10 protein-coding genes and 2 pseudogenes are annotated in these 15,314 nt (G+C 61.3%); 9 read left to right on the forward strand and 3 right to left on the reverse strand.

The features are described 5' to 3' along the window. Positions 1 to 398: 398 nt before the first annotated feature. Positions 399 to 1,295 carry a LysR family transcriptional regulator gene (locus tag QMK32_RS07080; protein WP_283473905.1) on the reverse strand — a complete coding sequence of 299 codons (897 nt, stop codon included), beginning with the start codon at positions 1,293 to 1,295 and terminating at the stop codon, positions 399 to 401. 112 nt (positions 1,296 to 1,407) lie between these two features. Between QMK32_RS07080 and QMK32_RS07085 the strand changes: the two genes are divergently transcribed. From QMK32_RS07085 to QMK32_RS07095, 3 genes are all read left to right on the forward strand, one after another. Beyond that, positions 1,408 to 2,901 carry a CoA-acylating methylmalonate-semialdehyde dehydrogenase gene (locus tag QMK32_RS07085; RefSeq protein ID WP_283473906.1) on the forward strand — a complete coding sequence of 498 codons (1,494 nt, stop codon included), beginning with the start codon at positions 1,408 to 1,410 and terminating at the stop codon, positions 2,899 to 2,901. Positions 2,902 to 2,960: 59 nt separating this feature from the next. Next, the gene (locus QMK32_RS07090; protein ID WP_283473908.1) at positions 2,961 to 4,124 is read left to right on the forward strand and encodes an iron-containing alcohol dehydrogenase; all 1,164 of its coding nucleotides are present in this window, start codon (positions 2,961 to 2,963) and stop codon (positions 4,122 to 4,124) included. A gap of 88 nt (positions 4,125 to 4,212) precedes the next feature. Next, positions 4,213 to 4,452, forward strand: a complete 240-nt coding sequence (locus QMK32_RS07095; protein ID WP_283473909.1) for a hypothetical protein — start codon at positions 4,213 to 4,215, stop codon at positions 4,450 to 4,452. Between the two features lie 105 nt (positions 4,453 to 4,557). On the opposite strand, the pseudogene QMK32_RS07100 reads toward QMK32_RS07095, so the two are convergent. After that, positions 4,558 to 5,563 (reverse strand): annotated as a pseudogene (locus tag QMK32_RS07100) (IS1380 family transposase); the annotation flags it as partial. A gap of 157 nt (positions 5,564 to 5,720) precedes the next feature. Here QMK32_RS07100 and QMK32_RS07105 point away from each other — a divergent pair. Next, positions 5,721 to 6,456, forward strand: a pseudogene (locus QMK32_RS07105) (NAD(P)(+) transhydrogenase (Re/Si-specific) subunit beta); the annotation flags it as partial. A 401-nt stretch (positions 6,457 to 6,857) separates the two neighbouring features. Here the strand turns inward: QMK32_RS07105 and QMK32_RS07110 are convergent. Next, on the reverse strand, positions 6,858 to 8,498 hold the full coding sequence (locus QMK32_RS07110) for a sigma-54-dependent Fis family transcriptional regulator (protein WP_283473910.1): 1,641 nt from the start codon (positions 8,496 to 8,498) through the stop codon (positions 6,858 to 6,860). 300 nt (positions 8,499 to 8,798) lie between these two features. On the opposite strand from QMK32_RS07110, the gene QMK32_RS07115 reads away from it, so the two are divergent. From QMK32_RS07115 to QMK32_RS07135, 5 genes are all read left to right on the forward strand, one after another. Beyond that, complete coding sequence (locus QMK32_RS07115; protein WP_283473911.1) at positions 8,799 to 10,247, forward strand: aldehyde dehydrogenase family protein; 1,449 nt, start codon at positions 8,799 to 8,801, stop codon at positions 10,245 to 10,247. 115 nt (positions 10,248 to 10,362) lie between these two features. After that, complete coding sequence (locus QMK32_RS07120) at positions 10,363 to 11,475, forward strand: NDMA-dependent alcohol dehydrogenase (protein WP_136170661.1); 1,113 nt, start codon at positions 10,363 to 10,365, stop codon at positions 11,473 to 11,475. A 99-nt stretch (positions 11,476 to 11,574) separates the two neighbouring features. Next, on the forward strand, positions 11,575 to 12,474 hold the full coding sequence (locus QMK32_RS07125; RefSeq protein WP_283473912.1) for a DUF7973 family transport facilitator: 900 nt from the start codon (positions 11,575 to 11,577) through the stop codon (positions 12,472 to 12,474). 136 nt (positions 12,475 to 12,610) lie between these two features. Further along, positions 12,611 to 13,387 (forward strand): enoyl-CoA hydratase-related protein, encoded by a 777-nt coding sequence (locus QMK32_RS07130; protein ID WP_088942681.1) that lies wholly within the window; start codon positions 12,611 to 12,613, stop codon positions 13,385 to 13,387. Further along, positions 13,380 to 15,302, forward strand: coding sequence for an AMP-binding protein (locus QMK32_RS07135; RefSeq protein WP_283473915.1), 1,923 nt, complete (start codon positions 13,380 to 13,382; stop codon positions 15,300 to 15,302). The genes QMK32_RS07130 and QMK32_RS07135 overlap by 8 nt, the downstream gene beginning before the upstream one ends. Positions 15,303 to 15,314: the final 12 nt, after the last annotated feature.

The following is a 15,314-nucleotide window of genomic DNA, read 5'->3' on the forward strand; positions in this document are numbered from 1 at the left end:
AACCCGGTCGAGGCTACCGGTGATTCGGTCCCAGCGGCAGATGGCGAAGCTGTGGGGTCCGTGTGAACCGAGCCCGGCTATGGCGTCGAACCGGTTCATAGGTGGACGACTGTTCCCCGCGGTGCGAAATCCCCACCTACCGGTTTCCGTGGATCTCACAACACCCGACGTTGTCCTCCGTCGAGACATGCGTGGTTGGTCATCTCCGCGTCCAAAGCGGTCTCGAGGACGTTCAACTCCGCGCCTGCTCCTTTTGGGTCATGTGGCTCTCGGCTACCCTCGGTCCACCTCGGTCGCTCCCCGGGGGCCGGTATTTCGGTCATCGGCAGTTCTTCGCGCCAAGCTGAGCGCGAGGTGTCGACCAAAGACCGGATCAACCGCTATTCAGACACTTCTGATCAGGTTGCCGGGCTCAAGTGGACCGCGTTATGGACGACGTCGTTCAGTAGATCGTCGACGGCTTTCACCCTCGCGAGTCCTGTGAGCTCTTTCGGTACCGCGACCCAATAGGTCCCCTCGATAGAAAACGATTCTGGGAGAACGCAGATCAGGTTCTTGTCAGGTTCGCCGATATATGTCGGCAACGGAGCTATCCCAAGCCCATTCTGCGCGGCAAGCCAGTGCCCGGTTATGTTGTTGGTCTGGATTTGAGCGCGACCTTCGGGGGGCAGGATCGAGTCGAGGATGCGCAGCGGGGCGACGTCGAGTAAAGCTCCGACGTACCAGATCAGTGTGTGTTCCCGTAAGTCATCTCGTTTGGCGATGGTCGGGTGATTATCGAGATATTCAGCTGTCGCGTATAGGCGCAAAGCGTAGGTTGCCAGCTTTCGAGAGGACACCAAGCGAGGCCCCGGTTGTTCCAAAGTGATCGCTATATCGAATTCTCGCGCACTCGCGGTGTGGTGTTCGGTCGCTGTGACCAGTTCGACGCTCAGGTCGGGGTGGAGTCGCCGCAATGTCGCTAGATTGGGTGTGAGAACGAATGCGCCGAAGCCATCTGGCGCGGCGATTCGGACTGAACCGCGGAGGGATCCGACTCGCGATGTTTGATCTTCGAATGCGGCGATAAGGGTTGATTCGACGGTTTCCGCGTACCCGACCAGTCGTTGCCCAGCCTCGGTCAGCCGCCATCCAGACGACGTGCGGTCGAAGAGACGCTGTCCAGCCAACCTTTCCAGACTGGTCACTTTCCGGCCTACCGTCGTGTGGTCGACGCCAAGTGCGCGAGATGCTTCGTTGAGTCGGCCGTGTCGCGACAATTCTAGAAAATACCTGAGGTGGTCTGAACTGAACACCGAGTCACAGTAGCAGTGCGTGCAATTCTGCACGGAAGGGTGCGGCATTGGTCTTTGACAGGGTCATATTTGCACCAGAGACTGGGCGCACACCTACTAAAAGGAGCGCGCTGTGAGCACTGTGATTGCACATTGGAAGGGCGGAAAGCCGTTCGCCGGAATCTCAGAGGCGACCGCCCCCGTGACCAACCCCGCGACCGGTGAGGTCACCGGGCAGGTCGCCCTAGCCACCGTCGAAGACGCGCGTTCTGTCATCGGTGCCGCCGCCGCCGCTTTCCCGGAGTGGCGTGACACGTCGTTAGCAAGGCGCACCCAGATCCTCTTCAACTTCCGCGAACTGCTGAACGCGAAGAAGTGCGAGCTCGCCGAGATCATCACCGCCGAACACGGCAAAGTCCTCTCCGACGCCCTCGGCGAAATCAGCCGCGGCCAGGAAGTTGTCGAATATGCTTGCGGCATAGCGAATCTCCTCAAGGGGGGCTTCACCGAGAACGCTTCCACCAAGGTAGATGTCTACTCCATCCGCCAACCTCTTGGGCCCGTCGGCATCATCTCCCCTTTCAACTTCCCCGCCATGGTTCCGATGTGGTTCTTTCCCGTCGCCATCGCCGCCGGCAATACGGTAGTGCTCAAGCCGAGTGAGAAGGATCCCACCGCCAGCATCTGGATCGCCGAACTGTGGAAAGAAGCAGGCCTCCCAGACGGCGTCTTCAACGTCCTGCAGGGCGATAAAATCGCCGTCGACGAACTGCTCGAGAACAAGGCAATCAAGTCGATTTCGTTCGTCGGTTCTACTCCCATCGCGAAGTACGTGTACTCCACCGGGGCGAGCCACGGAAAACGCGTGCAGGCTCTCGGCGGAGCGAAGAACCACGCGATCGTTCTCCCCGACGCCGACCTCGACCTCGCAGCCGACGCTATGGTCAACGCCGGTTTCGGCTCGGCAGGTGAGCGCTGCATGGCTATCTCCGCCCTCGTCGCGGTCGGGGGCATCGCCGACGATCTTGTAGCGAAGATAGTCGAGAGAACTACACCTCTCAAGACCGGTGACGGCACGAAGGGTGCCGACATGGGCCCGCTTGTCACCAAGGTGCACCGCGACAAGGTCGCCTCCTATGTCGATGCCGGCGAGGCCGCAGGTGCCACCATCGTCGTTGACGGACGTAAGGTCCAAGCAGACGGCGGTGACGGTGGTTTCTGGTTGGGGCCGACGCTCATCGACAATGTCACGACCGACATGAGTATCTACACCGACGAAATCTTCGGACCAGTTCTCTCGGTCGTGCGGGTCGAAACCTACGACGAAGCTCTCGAGCTCATCAATTCCAATCCGTACGGCAACGGAACTGTCATCTTCACCAACGACGGTGGTGCGGCGCGGCGATTCCAAAATGAGGTCGAAGTCGGCATGGTCGGCATCAACGTGCCTATCCCCGTGCCGATGGCTTACTACAGCTTTGGAGGTTGGAAGAACAGCCTCTTCGGCGACACTCATGCTCACGGTATGGAGGGGGTCAACTTCTTCACTCGAGGTAAAGCAGTCACCAGTCGCTGGCTCGACCCCAGCCACGGCGGCATCAACCTCGGGTTCCCCGAAAATAGTTAATTCTCCGCGTTCTCCTACGGTCTGTGGGGGACGCACCAACATCCTGCAAAGGAGTAGCTATGGTCTCCAATATTTCTTTTCCTCGATTTGTGAAACTCGGCCCGGGTGCAGTGGAAGGACTAGGTGATGTTCTTACCGACCTGGCTTTGGAACGTCCGCTTCTCGTCACTGACTCGTTTATGGTTGAGAACGGATCCGCGGATCGGCTCGTTGCGATAATCAAGGCAGCCGGCAAGTCGGTGGCGGTGTTCTCCAAGACCGTACCGGATCCAACGACTGACTCTTTGCAGGCGGGCATTGATGCTGTGAAGGAACATCAGGCTGATTCCGTTATCGGTTTCGGCGGTGGTAGCCCTATTGATACCGCGAAGGCTTTAGCGGTGTTGTCCAAGCAGGGCGGTAGCATGAGTGATTTCAAAGCGCCGGGAGTGTATGCAGGTCCAGCGTTACCGATCATTGCGATCCCGACTACGGCGGGAAGTGGTTCGGAGGCAACGCAGTTCACAATTATTACCGATGTCTTGACAGACGAGAAGATGCTATGTCCTGGCCTGTCATTTCTCCCGATTGCCTCGATCGTCGATTCTGAGCTCACAATGTCCATGCCGGCTCGGCTAACTGCTGACACGGGGATTGACGCACTTACCCACGCGATTGAGGCGTACGTAAGTAAAAAGGCTAACCCTATTTCAGATGGCCTCGCATTGTCCGCCATGAAGACAATCGGTGCGTATCTCCTACGTGCATATCTCGACGGATCCGACCGTGAGGCACGCGAGGCCATGATGCATGCGTCAACCCAGGCTGGCATGGCATTTTCCAATGCAAGCGTCTGCCTCGTGCATGGGATGAGTCGGCCCATAGGGGCGCACTTCCACGTCGCTCATGGACTGTCGAATGCCATGCTTTTACCTGTCGTCACTGCGTTCTCGATCCCCGCAGCGGTCGGCCGTTATGCAGACTGTGCGCGACAACTGGGTACGGCCGATCGTCGCGACTCCGATAAAGCAGCTTCGTCGAAGCTCATAGAGTTCATCGACAAGCTCTGCGCCGATGTCCGAGTTCCCACGCCACACTCCTACGGTATCGACCAGAAACGGTGGGAAGAGCTCATACCATTGATGTCCGAGCAAGCGCTGGCATCAGGGTCGCCCTCGAACAACCCTGTTGTACCGTTGGTCGAAGAAGTAGCTGAACTGTATCGAAAAGTGTACGGGGCCTAAAGGATTTCCAGTGATCGGCCATAGATGCTCCGTGTTCATGGTTTTATCACCAGGGTGCAGAAGGCCCGCCACGGGGCGTCGAGGGTTCGTGCTGGTCATCGCGAACGAAACCTTCATCGATCGCGTGGTTCTCGCATTACTCGACACAGTGGAGGCACTTGTGAACAATGCAGGACCCGATTGGTCATCTTACGCTTTGGAAATTGACAGCGCACCAAAGGGAATTGATCATGGTGTTGAAGTTCGTGTGACGTCTTTCTTATCGCAAGCGCCATTCGTCAGGTTGGGTCCAACCTCGATCTTTCTTCCTGCTGTCGTGGTGGCCTGATCGGTTCGAGATTGTCGTTTTCGGCTGCGTTCACGTCGATCGGGCGCGATGTGTCGGCCGATGTCGATCGGTGGAACGCTCGGTTCCACGGCCCGAGGATGACTTTCATGTTGATGGGATGGGTGGTCTGGGTCGGGCGGGTGCGCGCAGCGCCGACAATGGTGTCAGGGCGGAGACGATCGAATCGGACCAGGACGCGTTCTTCGACAGTTTCAGGTGGATGCGACGGGCATGGGACGAGATGCGGCCAGCGATCGAAAAGATGTGTAGACGAATACGGTTGGGTTCCCAGTACCGGGCATCGTGATCGAGTAAGCCGAGCTTTTGTGTCCATGCGGTGAAGTCGAGAGCGAGTTCGACGAGTGCGAGCCAGCTGCGGTTCTGGTCGAAGCCGTGCAGCGGAAAGTTGCTCAGTCCCGGTGTCGTTGGCGGTGCGGATGCGGTCCTCGTATCGCGCGCGGCGCCGGTTGCGTAGTTCGAGGTTCTGGACTTGACCACCGATGGTGTTGGTGGCGAACGCGGTCAACCGCAGACCATCGGGTGTGGGTACCTCCCGCTTGCGGGGGACGGTGAACCTCAGTTGGGCATCTGGATGTGGCCTTTCCTTCCGGATGATCACCCGCTCCCCCGGCGGCCACGCGGTGATATCGATGATTGCGGTGGCGTCGATGACCCAGGCGGCGTCGCGGACCTTCTCCTGCGAGTCGTCAACGACAGACCGTGCATTCTCAGGAACAGCATCGAGGGCGGTGACCATGGCGTCGGTGAGTCCGAAGCCGATCGAGTTCGACCCCCGCTACCTGTGCAGTCAGGTCAGGAATGCGTGGCTCGCCCCAGCACCGTCGGTCCGTACCAGCACTTTCCTCCCAGGTCGCTGTCCGGTCGTGAACGGCAACTGCGCCAGTGCCTTTCGGGTCACTTCGATATGGTCGACGGCTGTGTTCGAGCCTGCGTTTCCTGGACGCAGAAGCGCTGCGACGGGTTCGCCAGTACCGGACTTTTCGTGGTCGACGAAGGCCGGCAATGGGTGGAATCCGAATCCGCTTTTGTAGTTCGGTGCCGCTTTCCCTTTCTCCGAATGGGCGGTGACCAAGGTGGCATCGAGGTCGATGTCCCCCGCAAGCGGGAGGTACCCCCAGATTGGGGGCGATTCGGGTTCATGTTCGACGCAAATGGGATCACACCTGTCGATCCAAACCAATTGACATCACGAGTTGCTACAAGAGGGAAATTGGAATGCCACCCCTGGTGAAGGTGTCTCGCGGTGATGGATCGTCGCAGTCTTGGCGCTAGCAGGCATTCTCGGTCTGACGGTGGTGCTGCCGATCGGCGGCGCGTCGGGCACGATCCTGACGAACTCGATGGCCAAAGCCATGAATCGGTCCATTCCGACGATCGTTGCCGGCGGGTTCGGTGGCGGCGAGGCTGCGGCCGCACCGGCAGGGGCCGCTGGTGGCACCGCGAAGGCCACCAGCGACTGCCGATGCTGCAATTCAGATGGCCTATGCCAACCAGGTCATTATCGTCGCGGGTTACGGTTTCGCCGTGGCGCAGGCGCAGCATGCCGTCAAGGACATGTCCGAGTTGCTCGAATCGAAGGGTGTCGAGCTCAAGTGCGCGATTCACTCGGTCGCCGGTCGCCGGTCGTCGGTCGTACGCCTATGCATCTGAACGTGCTGCTGGCCGAGGCCGACGTCGAGTACGACGCGATGAAGGAAATGGACGACATCAACGACGAGTTTTCGCGCACCGACGTCACCTTGGTCATCGGGGCGAACGATGTCATCAACCCGGCTGCGCGCAATGACTCGTCCTTCCCGATCTACGGGATGCCGGTTCTGAACGTCGATCAGTCCAAGTCGGTTATCGTGCTCGAGCGGTCGATGTCCTCCGGATGTGCGGAAATCGAGAATCCGCTCTTTCTTCGCCGAGGGCACCTCGATGCTCTTCGGAGATGCCAAGAAGTCGGTGTCCGTAGTGACCGAGGAACTCAAAACGCTGTAATGCGAGCACATTGTCTAGTATCGGTGACTCGCGGGCGCCGGACGACGCAAGAACGGCAACACCGATTCCGCAAGTGCCGCACCTCTAGCAGTGGCGCAAGAGGAAGCACCCAGAGATGACCAAAGATGCAGGGGTGTTCCTGGAACTAGTTTTGAATTATTCTGTTGTGCAGTTGAACTGAACGATCGAACGGCTACGTTCTCCAGTGCTATCGGTCATACATGCCCGCTAAACCACGTGCGAAGCTCTCACGCTGTGGACTGCGGTTAGGGTGTGTGAGTGGTTCGTCGGGCCCGACGAACCCCCAAAAATTCGGGACCATCAGGTCCGACCTCGAGTGTCAGAGATCCACTGAATTGTGGGACGTAACGGGTTTTACTGGGACACAACAAGTTGCGAAGCTATCCGATGATTCCGTACTCCTTGATGCGGTGGTAAAGGGTGCTGCGGCTGATTCCAAGATATTCTGCGGCATGCGCCTTGTTGCCGTGACAGCTTTCCATCGCCCGAATGATTGCGTCACGGCTGGCCTGCTGCCACGGGGACATCGACTTGGTGGTGGACTTCATCCGCAGCTCCGCAGGGAGATCAGCGACGTCGATGAGCGCCCCACGCAAGCGCGCCATCGAACGAAGCATGATGGACAGTTCCCGATAGTTGCCCGGCCAAGAGTACGATTCCAGGACACGAGTCGCCTGCGTCGTGAAGCGGTAGCGTACGCCCGGACCGGCCAGTTCGTTGAGTGTGGTGAGGAGCTCCGAACGTTGCGCCCGCAGGGTCGGCAGGTCCAGACGGTCCTCGAAGAGGTCGAGCAGTCGGGAGCTGTTGGTGTCCGAGATCCCGGTAGCGGCTAGAATTCGCGGCGAACCGACTGTGAGCAACTTCTCCACAAAAGCCTGAGACAGTGTTGACAGTTGGTCAAGGTTGTCGATGGTGATCAGCTCGTGGCAGGGGCGGCTGACCAAGGCGCGCAACCTATCTTCAACTTCGATCTTGTCCAAGCGGCCGTCAATGGCACCGTGCGGCTGCTTACCGGCCGCCTCCCGCAGTGCAGTGCTGCGTCCACTGCCTAACTCTCCAACTATCACACCCGATGCCGTTCCATTCTGAAAGTCATCGAACCACTGTCGCATCCGACTCCAGTGTCGCAACGGTTCCGCGGTGCGCGGGATAATTGGCCGCTGCCGACTTTGCACTCGGACCAGCACGCCATCTGATTCTCCAACCATTTCCATATCCAACTGGGCTGTATGACCGCTGGTCAGTTCGATTTCGGTGCGGGTGGACCCGTGCAAACCCTCGGCAAGTTGCTGCAGCCAGGCCAGGTCGGTCGAGGACAGCACTCGCGCGGCCGCCGCGCTCTGCAACACCATGGACCGCGATACAGCCACCACCATCGCGGCAGGATGCTGAGCGGCCTCCTCGAAGGCGCGGATCACCGATTGGCCCCTGCTGCCGATGCTGTTTTTGATGTTTCGTTGGATGTCGGCGATCGCCGAGTCGACGAACGGCCGCATCAGCGCTGACTCGGCACCGGCATCACTCATTATGTCCAGCACGCCCACGAGTTGACCGTTGAGCGGACTGAAGATGGGACGGCCATAACAGCTGTAGCTGTGCAAGCCCTCCACATAGTGCTCGGGGCCGCGAACGAACAGCGGCTCACGAGTGACGAACGGGGTGGCCAAGGCATTGGTTCCGGTGGTTTCCTCTCGCCAGAGGGCCCCTGGAGTGGCGCCGATGCGCGCGACCACCGAGTCGATTTGGGTGCAGCCGTTGATGGTCGTCAACATCTCGGCGTTCGCGCCGACCAGCATCACGGACAGCCGTTCGCCGTCGATCTCGTTGCGGACGCGTTCGAGCACCGGGGCGGCCGCTCGGAAAAGTCGACTTTCCGTGTCCACACCGTCGGCTGTGGGCGGATCCATCGGCTTGGACGGATCCAGACCTGCCTGCTGGGAACGGACCCAGGACGCTTGCAGGTTGAAGCCTTGCTGGCTTGCGGGGAATGTCGCGAAGGCGCCCTTGAAGTTGTCAACCATCGTTACCAGACCTCTCGTCAAGTCACACGGAGGCTATCCGGACGGACGCTATGCACGTCTCACGCAGCCGCCCACGGTGTGAAATTCATCACTAGCGATAGTCACCACTGTAGCTGAGTGTTCTGTCGTCAGACCCTCGGATCGTAGGTGTACGGATCACGGACAGATAGCTGTGACGAAACTCGCAATGATGAATATGTCGACTTGCCCACTCCGGTCTTTCGAACCCGGGCCCGCCACACGCCGCGCAAGGTTGCTGGCTCCCCCGGAGCTACATACACAACATTCGAGAGGATTCTGATGACCTCACTACTCACGACCACACTGACCTTCGATCTGTCGTCCAAGAAGTACGGTCAGCTGATCGACGGCCAAGTGGTCGAAGGCGCTACCGAGATGCCGGTTTTGGATCCGGGTACTGCGGCGAGAATTGCGACCACTCCGGTCGCGTCGCCCGAGCAGCTGGATCTTGCAGTGGCGGCGGCCCAGCGCGCCCTGCCCGGCTGGGCGGCTCTCGGATACGACGAGCGCGGCAAGGTTCTCCACGCGGTCGCCGATGTGCTGGCCGCTCACCACGACGAACTGGCGCAGCTGACAACCCTCGAACAGGGGAAGCCGATCGGCGAGGCCCGCGACGATGTGTCGTGGTCCATCGACTTCACTCGCTACTTCGCTGACTACCGTCTCGACACCGAGATCCTGCGCGACGACGCATCGAGCTACGTGGAGTTGCGCCGTAAGCCAGTAGGTGTGGTCGGGGCCATCACACCATGGAACTTCCCGCTGTTCCAGGCCGTCTACAAGTTGGCTCCCGCACTCATCGTCGGAAACACTATGGTTCTCAAGCCGTCACCGACCACCCCTCTTGCCACCATGCACTTCGCCGAGTTGGTGCGTGAGGTGATCCCGGCCGGTGTGTTCAACGTCGTCGGTGATGGCGGAGACCTCGGTCCTCTGCTCACCTCTCACGAGGGAATCGACAAGGTGTCGTTCACCGGCTCTACGGTGACCGGTAGACGAGTCATGGCTGCGGCCGGCCCCACCCTCAAGCGCCTCACCTTGGAACTCGGCGGCAACGACGCGGCAATCGTGCTGGACGATGCTGACATCGAGAAGACCGCCGACGGTCTGTGCAACTGGGCCTTCGCCAACGCCGGCCAGGTATGCGTGTCCATCAAGCGGATCTACGCGCCGGCCTCGCTCTACGAGCCGTTGGTCGAAGCGCTCGCCCAGCGCGTGTCTGCACTGACCGTCGGCCACGGCCTCGACCCGCTGACCCAGCTCGGTCCGGTACAGAACGAGATGGCCTTCCAGAAAGCACGCGAAGCGCTGGAGGTGGCTGCACGGGACGGCCGAGTCGTGGCCGGCGGTGAAGTGCTCGACCAGCCCGGTTACTACGTGCAGCCCACGCTGGTGCGCGATCTGGACGAGAACAGTCCCCTGGTTCGCGAAGAGACCTTCGCCCCGATCCGCTCGGTGATGCCCTACGACGATCTGGACGACGCGATCGAGCGCGCGAACGACACCCAGTACGGCCTGGGTGGCTCGGTGTGGGGCAGCGATGTGGAGCGCGCGATCGAGGTCGGCGCTCGATTGAACGTCGGCACGAGCTGGATCAACCACCACTTCCAGCTCACCCCGGACGTGCCGTTCGGTGGCGTAAAGCAGTCCGGTCTGGGTGCGGAGTTCGGCCGGAGCGGAATCGAAGAGTTCACCAACGTTCACGTTGTGAACCTCAAGCGCTCCTAGCAGACACGTCACCAACAGCCTCGACGGCGCAAGTGCGCTGCCGCCGAACAGAACAAAACAAAACTTCCGAGCCGCTCCCACCCGGGAGTGGCCGCGGCCAACCGAAGGAACCGAAATGAAAACCCTCGCAGCTGTCGTCATCGAGCCGGGCAAGCCCATCGAGATCGAAGAGCTCACGCTCGAAAAGCCCGGCCCCAACGAAGTGCTGATCCAGTACCTCTACGGCGGCCTGTGTCACTCCGATGTACACATCTCCATCGGCGACACGATCGCCCGCCTTCCGATGGTTCTCGGCCACGAGGGCGCGGGAATCATCCAAGAAGTCGGGCCGGGCGTCACCAGGGTCAAGCCGGGCGACCACGTCGTCTGCTCGTTCACCCCTACCTGTGGCCGGTGCAAGTACTGCGCAACCGGACGTAGCTCGGTCTGCGACATGAACGCCGCAATGCTCGATGGCCACCTGGAAGGCCCTCGCTGGCCCATCAGCGGGCCCCGCGGAACGTACGGCGCAATGTGCACCCTGGGCACCTTCAGCCAGTACAACGTGATCAACCAGTACTCGGTCATCAAGGTCGACGACGACATCCCCCTCGACAAGGCCGTACTGGTCGGCTGCGGTGTTCCCACCGGCTGGGGTTCGGCTGTGTATGCCGCAGAGACCAAGCCCGGTGACGTCGTTGCCATCTTCGGTATCGGCGGCATCGGCATCAATGCCGTGCAGGGAGCCAAGCATGCCGGCGCTCAGCACATCATTGCCATCGACCCGCTGAAGAACAAGCGCGACAAGGCAATCGAACTCGGTGCCACCCTGGCCTTCGAGACCGCGGCCGAGGCCAAGACAGCCATCGACGACCTGACCAACGGACAGGGTGGCGATTCGGCGATCATCACCACGGACCTGATCACCGACCAGCAGGTCAGCGACGGGCTGTCGATGATCGGACGCTGCGGTGTCATGGTGCTCACCGCGCTCAACCGTATCGACGAGGTGACCGTCAAGGTGCCGAGTACCGAGATGAGCTACTTCCGCAAGACCATCAAGGGCTCGCTCTTCGGCGACTGCAACCCGGCCTACGACATTCCGAAGCTCATTCGCATGTACGTCGACGGCAAGCTCGAGCTCGACGGTCTGATCACCAATGAGTACAGCCTCGATCAGGTCAACGAGGGCTACGCCGACTTGTTGGCAGGCAAAAACATTCGCGGGATCATCAAGCACCAACACTGACCGTTACCCGGCAACGCGGTGGTGGCAGCGCCATGTAGACGGTGCTGCCACCACCGCGTATCCGGCTGTCTCCGTGACACTACGACTGAAGGGCTTCACATGACGCTCACTGTGAGTGAGTTCGTCGGCGCCGCGGGTGGCGGCGCCTTGGGAGCAGCACTGGGTGCGCTGGGGGGCTTCGCCCTGATGGGTGTCATCGTCGTGGTCGCCACCCTGCTGGCATCGGTCGATCCGGACACCACGCTGGTCGGGGGCCTCGCTTTCGGTCCCGTTTTCGGCCCCCATGTGATGTTCGCCAGCGGTGCGGCGGCCGCCGCTTATGCCACCTACATCCGTCGTCACGACTCCGCGCGTGATATCGCGCAGCCGCTGATCACGTATAACAACATGTCCATCGTTGGTGTCGGCGCTATATTCGGCGTGCTGGGCCAGTTCCTGGCTCGCCTTGCCGGTAGTGTCCCTGCCGTCCGTACCTCTGATGGCAAAGAAATTGCGATGATGGATTCGCTCGCGGTCAGCGTGGTGCTCACTGCGCTGATCGCCGCCGCCCTATGGGCGCGCAAGCCCGCTGCCATACGCCAACAATGGCTGCCCTGGCAGCACAATGCCGCCGCGGTGCTCACTATCGGCGCCGTCGCCGGCGCGGTGGCCGGATCGGTCTATCTAGCCTGGCCGGAGGAGTCCCGGCCGATGGCAGGCCTGTTCCTTTACGGCGCGTCAGCGCTTACACTGCTCGCTCTCGTCTTCGGTAAAGCGGTGCCGGTGACCCACCACATCACGCTGCCCGCGGCGTTGACCGCCGGCGTCGCTGCTGCGCACACCGACGAGGCCACGCTGATTCTGCTCGCCGCCGTCGGCTCAGGCCTCCTCGCCTCGGTGCTCGCAGAAGTCTGGGCGAGACTGGTCCTGGAGCGCTGCCGTATGCACCTGGACCCGCCGGCTGTCGCCATTGCGATCATGGCAACCTTGCTGGCCCTCATTCAGCTCGGGATTGGTTGACGCGGACACCATCAAGCCGTGAGCCGGGCAGCTCGGCCCGGATGGTGAATGCAGACCACCCGTGAAGAAAATCGCAGCCATGCAAAGAATTCGGTGCATTCCGCACATACGCGACCAGAAAGAAGTCTGTGAACCAATGGCCAATTTCGACACTCTCACCCTGACCGTCGACGACGATGGCATCGCCCAACTGACCTTGGACCGGCCGGAAGCGCTGAACGCTCTGAACTCAGCGATGATGACCGAATTCTCCAAGGCACTGCGCGAGGCAACCCGATCCGGTGCGCGCGTGCTGGTGCTGACTGGCAACGGCCGCGCTTTCGCTGCCGGCGCGGACATCGCCGAGATGCGCGACCAAACTTTCGGAAGCATGAACGACGCCAACCACCTCGCCTTATGGGAAGGACTAGCCGACCTGCCCATCCCGACCATCGGCGCGGTAAACGGGTTCGCGCTCGGGGGCGGCTGCGAAATCGCCATGATGTGCGACATTCTCATCGCCGGCGCGAGTGCGTCCTTCGGCCAGCCGGAGATCGCACTGGGCATCATCCCTGGGATTGGTGGAACGCAAAGGCTGACCCGAATCGTGGGCAAAGCCCAGGCGATGGACCTGATCCTTACCGGGCGCCGAATCGATGCCGACGAAGCCCACCGGATTGGTCTGATCAGCCGCGTTGTCCCCGACGATGAGGTAGTCGAACAGGCTCGTGTCATCGCCCGGCAGATAGCCGGATTCTCTCCGCGTGCGGCGCGGGCGGCCAAAGAATGTGTCCTGCGGGCCGACCAGACCTCGCTGGCGGAGGGTTTGCTCTTCGAACGTCGCTGGTTCCATTCGCTTTTCGCGTTCAGTGACCAGACCGAAGGCATGACAGCTTTCCTGGAGAAGCGTCCGGCCAGGTTCCTCGATGCCTGAGCGCGACGCGGCCGCACCGCCCAAGATTTACACCGCGACGATGGATGACGCCAGCCGGGACCCGGGCGACTTCTGGATGACAGCAGCACGTGCAATCACCTGGATCGATGAGCCGAAGCGTCCCTATGAGGAGAACCCGAACGGCCTGGTCGATTGGTTCCCCGGGGCGACTCTCAATACCGCGTACAACGCCCTGGATCGGCATGTCGACGCTGGTTGCGGTGACGCGCCGGCACTCGCGTACATTTCGGCCGCTACCGGCCAGGAGTACGTCTACAGCTACCGTGAGCTTCTCGAGCAGGTATCGCGGGCGGCAGGCGCCCTCGCCGGCCTGGGCGTGGGCCGGGGCGACCGGGTGCTGATCTACCTGCCGATGATTCCGGAAGCGGTCATCACGATGCTGGCCTGTGCGCGCCTGGGTGCCGTACATGCAGTGGTCTTCGGCGGCTTCGGCGCGGCCGAGCTCGCCTCCCGCATCGATGACGCGCGGCCGGCCGTCATCGTCACTGCGACTGGTGGCCTGGAGCCCGGCCGAATCGTGCCCTACCTGCCGTTGCTCGACGCCGCGCTCACTGAGGCGCAACACCGTCCCGGGAACGTCGTCGTGGTGAACCGACCACAGATCGAGCCCCCCGCTGGGCGCGGGGTCGACTGGCCGGAACATGGATGGACCGAACTGCTCGAGGCTGCCGAGCCGGCTAGCTGCGTCCCGGTCGTTGCTACCGATCCGCTGTACATCTTGTACACATCCGGCACCACCGGGAAGCCGAAGGGGATCGTCCGTGACAACGGCGGCCACGCCGTCGCCATGCAGTGGTCGATGAAGCATGTCTACGGCATCGAGGCCAGCGACGTCGTCTTCGCCGCCAGTGACATCGGCTGGGTGGTGGGGCACTCCTACATCGTCTACGCGCCACTTCTAACCGGTGCCACCACCGTGCTGTTCGAGGGCAAACCGGTTGGCTCCCCCGACGCCGGAGTCTTCTGGGACATCATCGAGCGGTATGGCGTTAACGTGCTGCTCACCGCGCCCACCGCGATGCGGGCGATCCGGCGAGAAGATCCGCAGGCTGCACTGCTCGTTCGGCGGGACCTGCACACGCTGCGCGGAATTTTTCTCGCGGGAGAGCGATTGGACCCCGACACTCAGCGGTGGCTCGGCCAGGTGCAGTCCGCTCCGGTGATCAACAACTGGTGGCAGACCGAGACGGGCTGGCCGGTGGTGTCGAACTTCCTCGGCCTGACTTACTTTCCGCCCAGACCAGGTGCATCGACAAAGCCGGTCCCCGGTTTCGTCGTGGCGATTCTCGACAGCGACGGGAACGAGGTCGAGTCCGGGCAGGAAGGTGCTGTGTGCCTGCGGTTGCCGTTGCCGCCCGGCTTCATGACCAACGTGTGGGGTGATGAAGCCCGCCTGGCGAAGGCATATCTGAACCAGCACCCCGGATACTATGACTCCGGGGACGGCGGCCATATCGACAAGGACGGGTACGTATACATTCTCGGCCGCACTGACGACGTGATGAACGTCGCCGGGCATCGGATGTCGTCGGGGCAGATCGAGGCGGCCATAGCCGAACATCCGGGTGTTTCCGAATGCGCGGTCGTTGGGGTCAGCGACTATCTCAAAGGGCAGCGTCCTTATGCAGTCGTCGTGCCGGAGCTCGACCACGTGGACCGGGTCGAAGAACTGCGCACGCAGATCCAAGAGCTGGTCCGTCATCAGGTCGGACCGATCGCCTCACTAGGCGGCATCGACATCGTTGCCGCTCTACCCAAGACACGTTCAGGGAAGATAGTGCGCCGTTGTCTGCGACAGATCCTCGACGGAGACAAGCCTGATATTCCACCGACTATCGAAAACGCTTCGGTCGTCGACGATCTGATATCCACACTCAAAGCAACAAATCGCTGAATCGGTCCCCGC

The sequence above is a fragment of the Rhodococcus sp. H29-C3 genome, from assembly GCF_030063405.1.
Lineage (GTDB): Bacteria > Actinomycetota > Actinomycetes > Mycobacteriales > Mycobacteriaceae > Rhodococcoides.

Coding starts and splice junctions, on each gene's coding strand:
- QMK32_RS07090 (WP_283473908.1), top strand. CDS start 2,961: ATGGTCTCCAATATTTCTTTTCCTCGATTTGTGAAACTCGGCCCGGGT.
- QMK32_RS07110 (WP_283473910.1), bottom strand. CDS start 8,498: ATGGTTGACAACTTCAAGGGCGCCTTCGCGACATTCCCCGCAAGCCAG.
- QMK32_RS07115 (WP_283473911.1), top strand. CDS start 8,799: ATGACCTCACTACTCACGACCACACTGACCTTCGATCTGTCGTCCAAG.
- QMK32_RS07120 (WP_136170661.1), top strand. CDS start 10,363: ATGAAAACCCTCGCAGCTGTCGTCATCGAGCCGGGCAAGCCCATCGAG.
- QMK32_RS07125 (WP_283473912.1), top strand. CDS start 11,575: ATGACGCTCACTGTGAGTGAGTTCGTCGGCGCCGCGGGTGGCGGCGCC.
- QMK32_RS07130 (WP_088942681.1), top strand. CDS start 12,611: ATGGCCAATTTCGACACTCTCACCCTGACCGTCGACGACGATGGCATC.
- QMK32_RS07135 (WP_283473915.1), top strand. CDS start 13,380: ATGCCTGAGCGCGACGCGGCCGCACCGCCCAAGATTTACACCGCGACG.